The 14624-nt window shown below is 71.7% G+C and carries 10 protein-coding genes and 1 pseudogene; 6 read left to right on the top strand and 5 right to left on the bottom strand.

All coding sequences use genetic code 11. The annotated features are described in order from the left end of the window. Positions 1–468: 468 nt before the first annotated feature. Positions 469–1656 (bottom strand): fumarylacetoacetase, encoded by a 1188-nt coding sequence (fahA, locus tag K6I34_RS16600; RefSeq protein ID WP_229326874.1) that lies wholly within the window; start codon positions 1654–1656, stop codon positions 469–471. 375 nt (positions 1657–2031) lie between these two features. Between fahA and K6I34_RS16595 the strand changes: the two genes are divergently transcribed. The 6 genes from K6I34_RS16595 to K6I34_RS16570 all read left to right on the top strand — a co-directional run bounded on the left by K6I34_RS16595 (position 2032) and on the right by K6I34_RS16570 (position 9436). Continuing rightward, entirely contained in the window at positions 2032–3288 is a 1257-nt protein-coding gene (locus tag K6I34_RS16595) for an ATP-grasp domain-containing protein (RefSeq protein ID WP_229326872.1), read from the top strand. Between the two features lie 162 nt (positions 3289–3450). After that, positions 3451–4653 carry an NAD(P)-binding domain-containing protein gene (locus K6I34_RS16590; protein ID WP_229326870.1) on the top strand — a complete coding sequence of 401 codons (1203 nt, stop codon included), beginning with the start codon at positions 3451–3453 and terminating at the stop codon, positions 4651–4653. 265 nt (positions 4654–4918) lie between these two features. Next, positions 4919–5929: a polyprenyl synthetase family protein gene (locus K6I34_RS16585; RefSeq protein ID WP_229326868.1), complete on the top strand. Its 1011-nt coding sequence runs from the start codon at positions 4919–4921 to the stop codon at positions 5927–5929. A gap of 380 nt (positions 5930–6309) precedes the next feature. Further along, positions 6310–7584, top strand: coding sequence for a DUF2092 domain-containing protein (locus K6I34_RS16580; RefSeq protein WP_229326866.1), 1275 nt, complete (start codon positions 6310–6312; stop codon positions 7582–7584). 30 nt (positions 7585–7614) lie between these two features. Beyond that, a complete protein-coding gene (locus K6I34_RS16575; RefSeq protein ID WP_229326864.1) occupies positions 7615–8568 on the top strand; it encodes an ABC transporter ATP-binding protein in 954 nt (317 codons plus the stop codon). Further along, a complete protein-coding gene (locus K6I34_RS16570) occupies positions 8555–9436 on the top strand; it encodes an ABC transporter permease (protein WP_229326862.1) in 882 nt (293 codons plus the stop codon). Before K6I34_RS16575 ends, K6I34_RS16570 begins: the two co-directional genes overlap by 14 nt. A gap of 163 nt (positions 9437–9599) precedes the next feature. Here K6I34_RS16570 and K6I34_RS16565 read toward each other — a convergent pair whose 3' ends face one another. From K6I34_RS16565 to K6I34_RS16550, 4 genes and pseudogenes are all read right to left on the bottom strand, one after another. Beyond that, entirely contained in the window at positions 9600–10982 is a 1383-nt protein-coding gene (locus K6I34_RS16565; protein WP_229326860.1) for a M28 family metallopeptidase, read from the bottom strand. Between the two features lie 141 nt (positions 10983–11123). After that, complete coding sequence (rarD, locus tag K6I34_RS16560) at positions 11124–12125, bottom strand: EamA family transporter RarD (protein WP_229326858.1); 1002 nt, start codon at positions 12123–12125, stop codon at positions 11124–11126. A 236-nt stretch (positions 12126–12361) separates the two neighbouring features. Continuing rightward, positions 12362–14335 carry an APC family permease gene (locus tag K6I34_RS16555; protein WP_229326857.1) on the bottom strand — a complete coding sequence of 658 codons (1974 nt, stop codon included), beginning with the start codon at positions 14333–14335 and terminating at the stop codon, positions 12362–12364. Between the two features lie 126 nt (positions 14336–14461). After that, a pseudogene (locus K6I34_RS16550) lies at positions 14462–14624 on the bottom strand (2-oxoacid:ferredoxin oxidoreductase subunit beta); the annotation flags it as partial.

Below are 14624 nucleotides of genomic sequence, written 5' to 3'. Positions count from 1 at the left end.
GCCGAAAACGGACGCAGGCGCCCCCTCCACCGGACGTCGGCTTTCCGTAGGGGGGCGCCTGCGTCCGTTTTCGGCTGTCCGGTAGGGGGCCGCTATGTCCGCTGTCGGCTCTCCGCAGGGGGGTGTCTCCGCTGCTGCTGGGGTGCAGGGGCGAAGCCCCCGCTACGGCGCCGGGCGGGCCGCCGCGCCCCGTCAGGGGCGCGGGGAACTGCGCGAGCAACCACGACGCGCTGGCAGCCGCCGGACGGGCGCAGCGGGCCGAGCTCGTGGGCGGCTTTTCAGGGGCGCGGGGAACGGCGCGAGAAGTCCCCACCGGCCCGCAGGCGCCGGACGAACGCGGCGCATCGAGCTCGTAGGCGGCATTGAGGGGCGCGGGGAACTGCGCGACAAGCCCCCACCGGGCCGCAGGTGGCCGACGGGGCCAGGGGGCGAGGCCCCCTGGGGGCCGCGGTGCGGTGGCCGCCGGGGTCAGGGCGCGTCGGAACGGGCCGGCACGATCCGGCCCGTGACCTCGCCGAGGCCGATGCGGGCACCGTTCGGGCCCGGGGCCCACGCGGTCAGGGTGACGACGTCGCCGTCCTCCAGCCACGGGCCCTTGCCCCGGGTCAGCTCCAGCAGGCAGCCGAGCTGGTCGGGCTCGGGTCCGCTGACCGTGCCGGACGCGAACAGGTCCCCGGTGCGCAGCGAGGCGCCGTTGACGGTCATGTGGGCGAGCTGCTGCGCGGCCGTCCAGTACATGGAGGCGAACGGCGGCCGGGAGACGGTCTCGCCGTTGATGGTGACCTCGATGCGCAGGTCGATGCCGCCCGGCTCGACCGTGGAGTCGTCCAGGTACGGCAGCAGCGGGTAGGTGCGCTCCGGCGGTGCCGTGCGGGCCTCGTCGAAGGCGTCGAGCGGGGTGATCCAGGCCGAGACGGACGTCGCGAAGGACTTGCCGAGGAACGGGCCCAGCGGCACGTATTCCCAGGCCTGGATGTCGCGCGCCGACCAGTCGTTGACCAGGCAGACGCCGAAGACGTGGGTGCGGAAGTCCGTGAGCGGCACGGGGGTGTTCGCGGGCGCGGGCGTGCCGACGACGAAGCCGACCTCGGCCTCGATGTCCAGCCGTGTCGAGGGGCCGAACACCGGCCCGTCCGAGGTTCTCCGCTGCCCGTTCGGGCGGAGGACGTCGGTGCCGGAGACCACGACCGTGCCCGCGCGCCCGTGGTAACCGATGGGCAGGTACTTCCAGTTGGGGGTGAGCGCGTCGCCGTCGGGGCGGAAGATCCGGCCGACGTTGGTGGCGTGGTGCTCGCTCGCGTAGAAGTCGACGTAGTCGGCGACCTCGAAGGGCAGGTGCAGCGTCACCTCGTCCAGCGGGAGGAAGGAGTCGTCGGCCTGCCCGTCGTCGAGCCAGCCGCGGATGGCGGCGCGGACGGCCTGCCAGACCGGGCGGCCCGCGGCCATCAGGGGGTTGAGCACCGGCTGGTCCAGCAGGTCGGCGTACGCGGAGCCGTGGGCGGCGGCCACCGCGGCCGCGTCGAGGACGTACGCTCCGTAGCGGACGCCGATCCGGCGGTGCTCGGGCGCGTCGGGCGTCGAGAACACGCCGTACGGGAGGGTGTCCGCGCCGAAGGGGTCGCCTTCGGGAAGCGCGCGGGGGCTGTGCTCGGGCATGGCTTGCTGCCTCGCTCTCTCCTCTTGGGACGCCTGGTGACGGTCCGTGCCCACACTACGTGCTGACGGCCGTCAAACAAGGGGGGATCACACAACCCCCGGGTGATCGCGAGGGAGCGCGGCCGGGCGCGCGGAGAGGGCGTGGAGCGCGTACGGGTAGCGGGAAGAGGTGCGGTGGGGCACGCCGGTGCCATGGGCCGTGCCCATGCCCGGTGTGCGCCGTTCACCTGCTCCGAACCGCTGTCCGACCGCTCACTAAAGGGCGAGCAATGTCCGGTAATTCCTTGCTGGAACCGGTAATTCCGAAGTAGCGTCCTTAATCGGGTCACGCACAGTGGGGGGGCCGCTGCGCTTGAGTGACCGAGGGGGATGCTGGTGGCGAGCAGGAGCACGCCCATCGCGGCGGACCGGTCCGTTCCAGGCCTGATCGTGAAGATCGGCGATTATCCCCTGCATCATGGCGGGGTGGGGGCGATCCGCAGCCTCGGCAGACTCGGTGTCCCCATGTACGCCATCACCGAGGACCGCTGGACCCCGGCGGCCGTCTCCCGCTATCTGCGGGGCGGTTTCGTCTGGCCGACCACGGGCCGTGAGGGCGCCGAGGAGCTCGTCGGCGGGCTGCTGGACATCGGGCGGCGCATCGGGCGCCCCACGGTCCTCATCCCCACCGACGAGGAGGCGGCCGTGCTCATCGCCGAGCACGCCGGTCAGCTGTCCGGAAGCTTTCTCTTCCCGCCGGTGGAGCGGGAGTTGCCGCGCAGACTCGCGAGCAAGCAGGGGCTGCACGAGCTGTGCGTGGAGCACGGGGTGCCGTCCCCGGAGACTCTGTTCCCCGCCTCGTTCGAGGAGATCGAGGAGTACGCCGGGCGGGCCCGGTTCCCCCTGGTGGCGAAGAACCGGGAGGCGTTCGAGCGGCGGCGCAGGCCCGCGGTGCACGGTACGACCCGTATCGGCAGCCCGCGCGAACTGCTCGTCCTGGCGCACGGCTGGGGCCCGGAGCCGAGTGTGATCCTCCAGGAGTACCTGCCCCGTGAGCAGGCGGAGGACTGGATCGTGCACGCCTACTTCGACGCCGAGAGCACGCCGCTCGCGATGTTCACCGGTGTCAAGGTGCGCTCCTGGCCCCCGCACGCGGGCATGACGGCCCACGCGTATGTCGTCGACAACCCCGAACTGGCGGACATGGCCGCGCAGTTCATCAAGCAGATCGGCTTCTCCGGGATCATCGACCTCGACTGGCGCTTCGACCGCCGTGACGGACGGTACAAGCTGCTGGACTTCAACCCCCGTATGGGTGCGCAGTTCCGCCTCTTCGAGAGCGAGACGGGCGTCGACGTCGTACGGGCCCAGCACCTGGACCTGACCGGGCGCAAGGTGCCGGAGGGCGAGCAGCTCGCCGGCCGCCGGTTCGTCGTGGAGAACATCGACCTGCCCGCGCTCGCGGCGTACCGCCGCAGCGGCTATACGACCCCGCACGCTCCCGCGCGCGCGACCGGCACGGAGCTGGCGTGGGCGGCGCGGGACGACATGAAGCCCTTCTTCACCATGCTCGCCCGGTTCGTCCGGCCGGGTTTCCGGCACCTCCGGCAGCTGTGGCGCGCGCGCCGCGCCGCCGTCGGTGCCTCCGAGTGAGCGCGACCCGAGGGAATTCAGGGAATCAGTTCAGCAAGGCTGTTCAGATCCATCGCTCCATCCGCTGCTCCATCCGCCTTTTCCGAGCACGTCATTATTTCTGCGTTTCGAGTACGTCGTGTGCGTCGAGTGCGTGGAACACAACGCCCTGGGAGGGGACTCGTGACACTTCCCGTCGTCGTGATCGGGGCCGGTCCGTACGGTCTGTCGACCGCTGCCCATCTGCGGGCGCACGGAATAGGGACCCGTGTCTTCGGCTCGCCGATGGTGAGCTGGCGGGAGCACATGCCCGCGGGCATGTTCCTGAAGTCCACCCCGGTGGCCTCGAACATCGATGCCCCGCAGCCGGGGCACACGTTGCTCGACTTCTGCCGGGACGCCGGTGAGCGGCGCTACGAGTCGGACTGGGACATGATCCCGGTCGAGACCTTCGCGCGCTACGGGGAGTGGTTCCAGGAGCGCCTGGTGCCGGACCTGGAACGGGAGCGGGTGGTCTCCGTGGACCGCCGGTCCACGGATTTCGAGGTCAAGCTGGATTCCGGCGAGCAGTTCGCGGCGCGTGCCGTGGTCGTCGCCACCGGCCTCAGCGGGCTCGCCCGGCTGCCGGCCGAGCTGGCCGCGGCCGTGCCGGACGGCCCGTCGGCGACCGGGCCGGTCTCGCACAGCTCGCAGCACTCCGACCTGAAGGCGTTCGCCGGGCAGGACGTGGTGGTGGTCGGCGCCGGGCAGTCGGCGCTGGAGAGCGCCGTGCTGCTGGTGGAGGGCGGGGCCGCCTCGGTGCGGGTGCTCGCCCGCCGGAGGGGCGCGGTCCGTTTCGGTGCCGCCCCGGACGGGCAGTCGCCGCTCAAGCCGGACACCCCGTTCGGGCGGGCCTGGTCGCTGTACGCGTTCTCGTACTACGCGGACGGATTCCGCCATCTTCCGGCGCCGACCCGGCAGTACCTGGTCCGGCGGGTGCTGGGCCCGCTCGGCGCCTGGTGGCTGCGGGACCGTTTCGTCGGACACGTGTCCGTGTCGGAGGGTAAGCGGATCGTCCGCGTCCGATTGGAGGACGGCCGTCCGCATCTACTGCTCGCGGGGGAGGACGGGGCCACCGAGGGCGAGCTCTCGGCCGACCACGTCATCGCCGCGACCGGCTACCGCGTGGATCTCGCCGCCCTGGACTTCCTCGGACACGGGCTGCGCACCCGGCTCGCGGTGAGCGCGGGCGGGCCCCGGCTGGGCGCCGGCTACCGCTCGTCGGTGCCGGGCCTGTTCTTCACCGGGCTGCCCGCGGCGGCGAGCTACGGCCCCGTGATGCGCTTCGTGTGCGGTACGGAATACGCGTCACCGCGACTGGCGAGGGCGGTGGGCGCGCTGACCTGAACCGGGTCCTCGGGGCCTCGATCGCCGGACGGGCTGAAAATGGCCCGTCCGGCATGTGAGGATGCAGGGCCGGAACGGGCGCAGGGGTGACCAAGGACATGACGGGGCACAGGTCAGTGCGCACGGCGGTGTGCGAGCCCGCCCGGAGAGCTCGTCCCGGGAAGGCGCTCACGGTGATCCACAGGCGACCGGATACGCTGACTTTCGGTGGAGACAGCGACACATCGACAATCCCCGTGTTCGCAGGCAGACAGGAGTACCCCTCGTGACCGTCGTCGGGCCTTTTGGGCTGAGCGTGCGGGACCAGGCTCTTGAAGCCGATGTCCAGGCCGGTCTGGCCGCCGTCGAGGAGGGCCTCCTCGAGGCCACCAAGAGCGACGTGCCCTTCATCACCGAGGCGGCCCAGCACCTCGTACGCGCCGGGGGCAAGCGTTTCCGGCCACTGCTGGTGATGCTCGCCGCCCAGTTCGGCGACCCGTACGCGCCCGGCGTCGTGCCCTCGGCGGTCGTCGTCGAGCTCACCCACCTGGCCACGCTCTACCACGACGACGTCATGGACGAGGCGGACGTGCGCCGCGGCGTGGACAGCGCCAACGCCCGCTGGGGCAACTCGGTGGCCGTGCTCACCGGTGACTTCCTGTTCGCCCGCGCCTCGCACATCCTCGCCGACCTGGGCCCGGAGGCCGTCCGCATCCAGGCCGAGGCGTTCGAGCGGCTGGTCACCGGCCAGATCCTGGAGACGGCCGGCCCGCGCGACGGCCGCGACCCCATCGAGCACTACCTGGACGTGATCGCGGGCAAGACGGGCTCGCTGATCGCCGTCTCCGGGCGGTACGGCGCGATGATGTCCGGCGCGGACGAGCGCACGATCGACATCCTCACCCACTACGGGGAGCGCCTCGGCACGGCCTTCCAGCTCGCCGACGACGTCCTCGACATCGCCAGCGACTCCCACGAGTCCGGCAAGACGCCCGGCACGGACCTGCGCGAGGGCATCCCCACGCTGCCCGTCCTGCACCTGCGCGCCCGGGCCGCGGCCACCGGCTCGCCCGACGACCTGGAGCTGTGCGAGCTCCTCGACGGCGACCTGACGGACGACGTCCTGCACGCGGAGGTCCTGCGGCGGCTGCGGGCGCATCCCGCGCTGGAGCAGGCGCGACGCGACACGATCCGCTACGCGCAGGAGGCTCGCGCCATTCTGGCGCCGCTGCCGGAGTGCGATGCGAAGGCGGCGCTGGAGAACCTCTGCGACGCGGTCGTGCACCGCGCGGGGTGACCCCGCTCCTGTGACCGGGGGCTGCGCCCCCGGACCCCCGTTTCGCCTACTGGGGTGCCTCGTGAGGTCGGTGTGCGACTGCCGGTCCGTTGTGGCTGGTCGCGCAGTTCCCCGCGCCCCTGTTTCGGGGCTGCGCCCCGTCAGGGGCGCGGGGAACTGCGCGAGCAACCGACGCCGACCCGCAGTCGCCGGACGACGGAGCCGACCGAGCTCGTAGGCGCCAAAGAACCCCGCGTCATACCGGAGAGGTATCGGAAAGTGCTCCCCGCGGCTGACGTCATAGTCGGCCGCGTTTGGTGGAATTGAGACTGCTCCACCAACCCGCGGCAGGGCCACAATGGGCAGGGCCCCGGGGGCGCCGACGACGGAGGTATTGGCACATGGCACGGAATGAACCGACCCAGGCCGCCGAGGATGCGCGCGAGACGCTCGGTACCGACACCGGCTCACCGGCCCGTCGCAAGGCGGTCCGTTACGCCGTGCCGGTCGCGATCGCCGGTGTCGCGGCGGCCACGATCGGGCTCGTCCCCGCCCTGGCGAAGAGCGGCGACCCCGATCTGCCGAAGATCACCGCACAGGACCTGATAGCCAAGGTGGCCCAGTCGGACGTGCAGCAGCTGTCCGGCACGGTCAAGGTGACCACCGACCTGGGGCTGCCCGGGCTGCCGGGCGGTGCCTCGCTCGGTTCGCTGGGCGAGGGCATGGCCAAGGGCGGCAAGGAGGGCGCGAAGGGCGGGAGCCCGGACGCCACCACCTCCCCGCAGGCCAAGCTCGCCGAGCTCGCCTCCGGTTCGCACACGCTGCGCGTCGCCGCCGACGGCCCCGACAAGCAGCGGATGTCGATCGTCGAGCAGGCCGCGGAGTACAGCGTCGTCCGCAACGGCGACCAGGTGTGGGCGTACGACAGCGCCACCAACACCGTCCACCACTCGACCGCCCCGCGCGACGCGGCGGGCGCGAAACACGGCGCCGGCCCGCAGGAGTTCAAGGACGCCTCGCCGCAGGAGCTCGCCAAGAAGGCGCTCGCCGCCGCGGACGACACCACGTCGGTCACGGTCGACGGCACCGCCAAGGTGGCAGGGCGGGACGCCTACCAGCTCGTGGTGAAGCCGAAGGCCGACGAGTCGACGGTCGGCGCGGTCCGGATCGCGGTGGACGCGAAGACGGGGCTGCCGCTGAAGTTCACGCTCACCCCGAAGAGCGGCGGCAAGGCGGTCGTGGACGCGGCCTTCACCAAGGTCGACTTCGGCAAGCCGGCCGCGAGCACCTTCGACTTCACCCCGCCCAAGGGCGCCAAGGTCACCGAGGACAAGCACGAGAACCGGGCACCCGAGGGCAGGAAGGGCGGCCACGAGGGCGGCCTGGCGGACGGCCTGCCGGGCGCGAACGGCGCGAACGTCATCGGCAAGAGCTGGACGTCCATCGCCGAGTTCAAGGCGCCGACGGGTACGGACAAGGCCGCCAAGGGCGGGTCCCTCGGCAAGAACGCGGGTGCCGCCGGGAGCCTCCTGGACAGCCTCGGCACCAAGGTCTCGGGCTCCTTCGGCTCCGGGCACGTCTTCAGCACCCGCCTGGTCAACGTCCTGGTGACGGACGACGGCACGGTCTACGCGGGTGCCGTCACCAAGGAAGCGCTGGTCAAGGCGGCGAAGTAGTAGCGGGAGCAGGAGAAACAGGGGGAGCCGGTGGAGGAGAGCGTCACGGAACCGGCGGCCATCGCGACGCGCGCCCTCACCAAGCGCTATCGCGGTGGCCAGACCGCCGTCGACCGGCTCGACCTGTTCGTGCCGCGGGGGAGCGTCTTCGGCTTCCTCGGGCCGAACGGGTCCGGGAAGACCACCACCATCCGGATGCTCATGGGCCTCGTCGCGCCGACCTCCGGCAGCGCCGAGGTGCTCGGCGCGGCCATACCGGGCGCCGCCCGCCGGGTGCTGCCCAGGGTGGGGGCGCTGATCGAGGGCCCGGCGCTGTACGGCTTCCTGTCGGGCCGCGACAACCTCGTGCGCTTCGACTCCGCCGACCCGACGGCGGACCCCCGCACCCGGGCCGCCCGGGTCGGCGCCGCCCTCGACCGGGTGGGGCTCGCCGCCGCCGCGGGCAAGAAGGCCCGCGCGTATTCGCTGGGCATGAAGCAGCGCCTCGGCCTCGCCGCCGCCCTGCTCCAGCCGCGCGAGCTGCTCGTCCTGGACGAGCCGACCAACGGCCTCGACCCGCAGGGCATGCGGGAGATCCGCACCCTCGTGCGGGAGCTCGCGGCCGACGGCACCACCGTCTTTCTCTCCTCGCACCTGCTCGACGAGATCGAGCAGGTCTGCACGCACGCGGCCGTCATGGCACGCGGACGGCTGCTCACCCAGGGCACGGTCGCCGCCCTGGCCTCGTCCGTCCGCGGCAGGCTGGCCGTCACCACGCCGGACACGGCGGACGCCGTGCGCGTCCTCAAGGAGCAGGGAGTGACCGATCTCGTGGCCGTGGGCGACCGCGTCACCGGCGACGCACCCGGCGCGTGCGATCTCGCGGACCTCAACGCCGCGCTCGTCCACGCCGGCGTGCGGGTACGGGCCTTCGGCACCGAGCGCGCCTCGCTGGAGGACGCGTTCGTGGCACTCACCGGGGAGGGGTTCGATGTCGCAGGCTGACGCCGTCGTGGGCGGGGCTCGCGCGGCCTCCCCGCTGTGGCAGCTCTCGCTCTTCCGCAGCGAGGTGACCTCCGTGTTCCGGCGGTGGCGGACGATCGCCCTGCTCGGGGTGCTCGCCGCGGTGCCCGTCCTCGTCGGCGTCGCTGTGAAGATCGAGACCCGGGGCGGCGGCGAGGCCGCCGGGCACGACGGGGCGGGCCCCGCGTTCATCAGCCAGGTCACCAACAACGGGCTCTTCCTGGTCTTCGCGTCGCTGGCCGCGACCCTGCCGTTCTTCCTGCCGATGGCCATCGGCGTGGTCGCGGGCGACTCCGTGGCGGGCGAGGCGCACGCCGGTACGCTGCGCTATCTGCTCGTCGCCCCCGCCGGCCGTACCCGGCTGCTGTGCGCCAAGTACGCGTCGACGCTGGTCTTCTGCCTCGCGGCCACGCTCGTCGTCGCCGTGTCGGCACTGGCCGTGGGCGCCCTGCTGTTCCCGCTCGGCGACGTCACGCTCATCAGCGGCACGGACGTCTCCTTCGGCGAGGGCCTGCTGCGGGCCCTCGCCGTCGCCGGGGTCGTCGCGCTCTCGCTGATCGGCATCGCGGCGCTGGGGCTCTTCGTCTCCACCCTGACGAACAGCGGCGTCGCGGCCATGGCCACGACGGTGGGGCTGCTCATCACGGTCCAGATCATGGACCAGTTCCCGCAGCTGCACGCCGTGCAGCCGTATCTCTTCCCGCACTACTGGCTGAGCTTCGCGGATCTGCTGCGGGCGCCGGTGTACTGGGACCAGCTCCTGGACAACGCGCGCCTGCAGGCGCTCTACGCGGCGGTCTTCTTCTCGGCGGCGTGGGCGCGCTTCACGTCACGCGACGTGACGTCGTAACCGGGGGCGGAGCCCCCGGGCCCCTTTGCGCCTACCGGGGTGCCTCTTGTGCTCGGCACGCGGCTGCGGGTCCGGTGGGGGCTGGTCGCGCCCACGCGGCGGAGCCGCAAATGCAATACAGCCCCGCGCCCCTGACGGGGCGCGGCCCCCTGTACTCGTGGGGTCAGAACGTGAGTTTCCAGCCCGCCACGTAGCCCACATCCTGCGGGGCCACGTCCTGGACGCGCAGTTTCCACGTCCCGTTCGCCGTTTCCGTCGCCGCGTCGACCGTGAACGTCGCGTTCACATCCGCCGCGGAATCCCCGCTGTCCGCGTTCTTCAGCCGGTACGTACGCCCGCTCGGGCCGACGAGGTCGACGGCGAGGTCGCCGCGGTACGTGTGCTTGATGTCGACGGTGACCTTGAGCGCGGAGGGCGCCTTGCCCGTGATGCCCGTGACGGCGATCGGGGACTCGACGGCCGCCCCCGCGTCGGGGATGTCGACGCGCGTCTTGCTCTCGAAGACCTTGCCGCCCGGCGGCGTGGTGGAGGAGCCGCCACTCAGCTTCCAGACGGCTCCGGCGATCGCTGCGGTGTTGGTGCCGAGCGCCGTGTCGTCGAGGTTGGCGTAGGTGTCGCACGAGCGGTGGTAGCAGGCGTCGAACGCCCGGCCCGCCGTGCCGCCCCACTTCTGCGCCTGCTCGTCGGTCTTGATGTAGTCGGCGCCGCTGAAGAGGCCGCCGACCGGTATGCCGACGTTCTGGAAGGGCGCGTGGTCGGAGCGGCCGTCGCCCTCGTGGTCGACCTCGGTGGCGATGTTCCTGGCCGCGAACCAGTCCTCGAAGAGGCTCTGGAGGTTCGCGTCGTAGCCGTAGACGTAGTAGCCCGGGTTCGGCGAGCCGATCATGTCGAAGTTGAGGTAGCCGTCGATCTTCGAGCGCTCGGCGGACGGCAGGCTGTTGACGTAGTACTGCGAGCCGCGCATGCCGAGTTCCTCGGCGCCCCACCAGCCGAACCGCAGGTGCTTGTCGGGCTTGTAGCCCTCACGGGCGACGGCGAGGGCGACCTCCAGGATGCCGGCGGAGCCGGAGCCGTTGTCGTTGATGCCCGGGCCCGCGTTCACGGAGTCGAGGTGCGAGCCCGCGAAGACGACGTGGTTCGTGTCCCCGCCGGGCCAGTCGGCGATCAGGTTGTAGCCGGTGGCGCCGCTGGTGGTGAACTGCTGGACGGTGGTGGTGAAACCGGCCGCGTCCAGCTTGCCCTTCACGTAGTCGAGGGACGCCTTGTAGCCGCTGCGGCCGTGCGCGCGGTTGCCGCCGTTGGCGTTGGCTATCGACTGGAGCTGGTTGAGGTGTGCCTTGACGTTGGCGACGGGGATCGTGGGCGCGTCGGCCCTGGTCCTGGTGGAGACCGCGGCTGCCGGGCTTCCCGCGGCGGTGGGAACCGCGAGGGCCGGGCCGGAGGCCACGCCGAGGAGGGTGGCGGTGAGGGCCGCGCCGGTGGCCAGGAAGGCTGCGGCGCGGCTTCTTCGGGCGGATCCGTCGAGTGGTCCTGTGAGTTCAAGCATGGGGGGCTCCCGACTCAGTTTGACGTGAGCATGATGCTGTGGGTGCCCCTTGGGTGCGTCAAGGGCGGATTTCGGACACCGAACGCCGGTTTCCGGATATCGGATGCCGTCCTGCCGTCCCTGAGCTGTGACTTCTGATTCCTATGGGGTGGTTGTGGTTTCTGTGTGAACGTTTTCGTCGTCGACCTTCACGGCGGCGTTCTGCTGCGCCGTCTCCTGCGCTGTCTTCCGGGCCGCCTTCAGCTCCAGCCGCGAGGCGCGGGCCGTACGCAGCGCGTCCCAGGTGAGCAGCGCCAGCGCCAGCCAGATCAGGGCGAAGCCCGCCCAGCGCTCGGCGGGCATGGCCTCGTGGAAGACGAACAGGCCGAGGGCGAACTGGAAGATCGGCGCGAGGTACTGCACCATGCCCAGCACCGACAGCGGCAGTCGCACGGCCCCGATGCCGAAGCAGATGAGCGGCAGCGCGGTGAGGGCGCCCGTGCCGGTCAGCAGCAGGGCGTGCCCGACGCCCTCGCTCGCGTACGTGCTGCCGCCGCGCGCCCCGAGGAACACCAGGAAGCCCAGCGCCGGGAGGAACTGCACCGCCGTCTCGGCGGCCATCGACTCCAGGCCGCCCAGCCCGACCTTCTTCTTGACCAGGGCGTACGTGCTGAACGTGGCGGCGAGCGACAGGGCGATCCACGGCGGCTTGCCGTAGCCGACGGCCATCACGACGACCGCTGCCGCGCCGACCGCCACGGCCGTCCACTGCATGGCCCGCAGCCGCTCGCGCAGCACGAGGACGCCGAGGGCGATGGAGACGAGCGGGTTGATGAAGTAGCCCATCGACGTCTCGACGACGTGCCCCGCGTTGACGGCCCAGATGTACACGCCCCAGTTCACGGAGATCAGCACCGCGCCGACGGTGATCATCAGCAGGCGCCTGGGCTGCCGGAGCAGCGGGCGTATCCAGCCCCAGCGGCGGGCGACGGCCAGGGCGATCAGCACGGTGGCCAGGGACCACACCATGCGGTGGGCGAGGATCTCGGCGGCGCTCGACGGTTCGAGGAGAGGCCAGTAGAGGGGGAAGAGGCCCCAGATGCTGTAGGCGGCGACGCTGCACAGCAGGCCCGTGCGGGTCTCGTTCTTCGGCGGGGTGTCCATGGGCGCTCCAGAGGCATGACGGCTCCGTCGAAGGTAACCCCGCGCGCTCCCCCTGTCATGTGCGTACCGCATGTTGGTCCTGACCGCGCCCCGTAGGGGCGCGGGGAACTGCGCGACCAGCCACAACGCACCCGCGGTCGCGCGCGGAGCACAAGAGGCACATCAGTAGGCGCAGGGCCCACCGGCCCGCAGGCGAAGAACGAGGCGCCCAGGGGCGCAGCCGCGCCCCGTCGGCGTCACCCCGTGCGCTGGGCGCGCGAGCGCTGTACGGCGCGCGTGACGTCGAACGGCAGCACCGTCACCGCCACGTCCGCGAAGTGCTCCAGCGCCTTCGCCATCTCGTCCCCCCGGTCCGGATGCAGCAGGCGGCCCAGCGGCGGCCCGTACGTCCGCCGTGGGACCAGCAGCGTCAGCGCCGTCGACCCGTCGGCCGTCGTGCGGGCCACGTGCGCGGCGACCGCGTGCCGCAGCCGGCGGTCGGGGCAGTCGACGAGTTCGAGGGGGACGGTCGTGCCGGGCGTCGCGTCCCACTTCGCGGCCAGCAGCCGGGCCCGTTCCGCGTCGATGACGAAGTGCAGGGCCCGTACCTCGTCGGGCCGCAGCTCGTGCGCGTACCGCAGGGCCTTGACCGTGGCCAGGTCGAGGCCGTCGACGAGGATGTGCACCAGGTGGCGCCGCCAGTGCGGCTCCTCGGTGGTGAGGGCGGGGACGTTACCGAGGGCCTCTTCCTCCTCCCGGTACTGGCGGTTGATGCGGATCAGCGCCCACACGCCGAGCGGGAAGACGACCACGACCAGCCAGGCGCCCTCCGTGAACTTGGTGACGGCGAAGATCAGCACGACCAGGGCCGAGACGACGGCGGCGACGACGTTGACGCCCGTCTTCCAGTGCCGGTGCGTCTCGCCCGGACGCCGCCAGTAGTGGGCCGTCATCCCGGCGGCGGCCATCGTGAAGCCGGTGAACACGCCGATGGCGTACAGCGCGACGAGCTTGTCGACGCTGCCGCGCGTGACGATCACCAGCGCGAGCGCGGCGACGGTCAGCGAGATGATCCCGCCCGAGAACGCCAGCCGGTGCCCGCGCCGCGTCAGCCGCCGGGGCAGGAAGCGGTCCTCGGCGACGAAGCTGGCGAGGAACGGGAAGCCGGTGAAGGGCGTGTTCGCGCCCGTGTAGAGGATCAGGGCGGTGGCGAGCTGGACGTAGACGAGCCCGGCCGTGCCGAGCCAGCCGCTGCCGAAGACGAGGTGGGCCTCCTGCGCGATGACGGTCGGGTTGCCGTCCACGTACGGGATCGCGTGGGTGAAGTGGGCGAGCGTGGAGACGCCGAGCACCATGACACCCAGCACACAGCTCATGGTGGTGAGGGTGCGCCGGGCGTTGCGGCCCTGCGGCTTGCGGAACGCGGAGATGCCGTTGGAGATCGCCTCCAGGCCGGTCAGCGACGAACCGCCGTTCGCGAACGCGCGCAGCACCATGAACAGCGAGGCGCCGTAGAGCCAGCCGTGCCCGGACGTGCCGAGCGGGACCGCGCCGGAAGCGTGCACGTCCGCCTGCGGGAAGCCGCCGTTCAGGGCACGCCCGAGCCCGACGAGCAGTATCAGCGCGACCGCGACCATGAAGAGGTACGCGGGTGCCGCGAACGCGCGCCCCGCTTCCCGGATGCCGCGCAGATTCCCGTACATCAGCAGCACCACCACACCCACGGTGAGCGGGAGTTTGAGGTGGTCGAGGCCGGTGTAGCCGTCACCGGTGAGGTGGGCGAGGGAGATCAGCGCGTCGGTGCCCGCGGCGGTCTGCACGGCGACGGTGACGATGTAGTCGATGAGCAACGCGACGGCCGCGATCTGGGCGACACGCGGGCCGAAGTTCTCCCGCGCGACGACGTATGAGCCCCCGGCCCGGGTGTAGACGGACACCACGTCGCGGTACGAGAGCGTGAGGAACAGCAGCACCAACAGGATCGCGCCGGTCACCGGCAGCAGCAGGGTGAACGCGGCGACCCCGACGACCGGCACCAGGATGAGCAGTATCTCCTCGGTGCCGTACGCGGTCGACGAGATGCAGTCCGAGGCCAGGACACCCAGGGCGAGCGGGTTGGACAGGGTCTCGCGGGCGAGCTCCTGGGTGACGAGAGGGCGACCGAGCAGCTTGCACTTCACGCGGTAGCCGAGCCGGTCGCGGATCTCGGGTACGCCTTCGGAAGCGGCCATTCCCCCATGTAACCGGGGTACGCGTCCGTAGCCCCCCACCCAAACGCCGGACGGGCCGGAAAATCAGCCCGTCCGGCCCGTCCGGCCCGTCCGGCGTCGCGTCGAGCACGCCGGTCCTGTGACGCGTCAGCCGACGACGGTCCAGGTGTCGTTGCCGTGGAGGAGGGCGGTGAGGTCGCCCTTGCCCTTCTGCTCGATGGCGGTGTCGAGTTGGTCGGTCATCTGGGTGTCGTAGACGGGGCGTTGGGTGTTGCGGAAGATGCCGATGGGGGTGTGGTGGAGGGTGGTG

This window comes from Streptomyces sp. UNOC14_S4, from assembly GCF_020740835.1.
Classification (GTDB): Bacteria; Actinomycetota; Actinomycetes; order Streptomycetales; family Streptomycetaceae; genus Streptomyces.
This window is presented reverse-complemented; position numbering and strand designations above follow the sequence as displayed.

What these genes read in the sequence shown, in the direction of transcription:
- fahA (WP_229326874.1), bottom strand. Translation starts at nt 1,656, where the DNA reads ATGCCCGAGCACAGCCCCCGCGCGCTTCCCGAAGGCGACCCCTTCGGC.
- K6I34_RS16580 (WP_229326866.1), top strand. Translation starts at nt 6,310, where the DNA reads ATGGCACGGAATGAACCGACCCAGGCCGCCGAGGATGCGCGCGAGACG.
- K6I34_RS16570 (WP_229326862.1), top strand. Translation starts at nt 8,555, where the DNA reads ATGTCGCAGGCTGACGCCGTCGTGGGCGGGGCTCGCGCGGCCTCCCCG.
- K6I34_RS16565 (WP_229326860.1), bottom strand. Translation starts at nt 10,982, where the DNA reads ATGCTTGAACTCACAGGACCACTCGACGGATCCGCCCGAAGAAGCCGC.
- rarD (WP_229326858.1), bottom strand. Translation starts at nt 12,125, where the DNA reads ATGGACACCCCGCCGAAGAACGAGACCCGCACGGGCCTGCTGTGCAGC.
- K6I34_RS16555 (WP_229326857.1), bottom strand. Translation starts at nt 14,335, where the DNA reads ATGGCCGCTTCCGAAGGCGTACCCGAGATCCGCGACCGGCTCGGCTAC.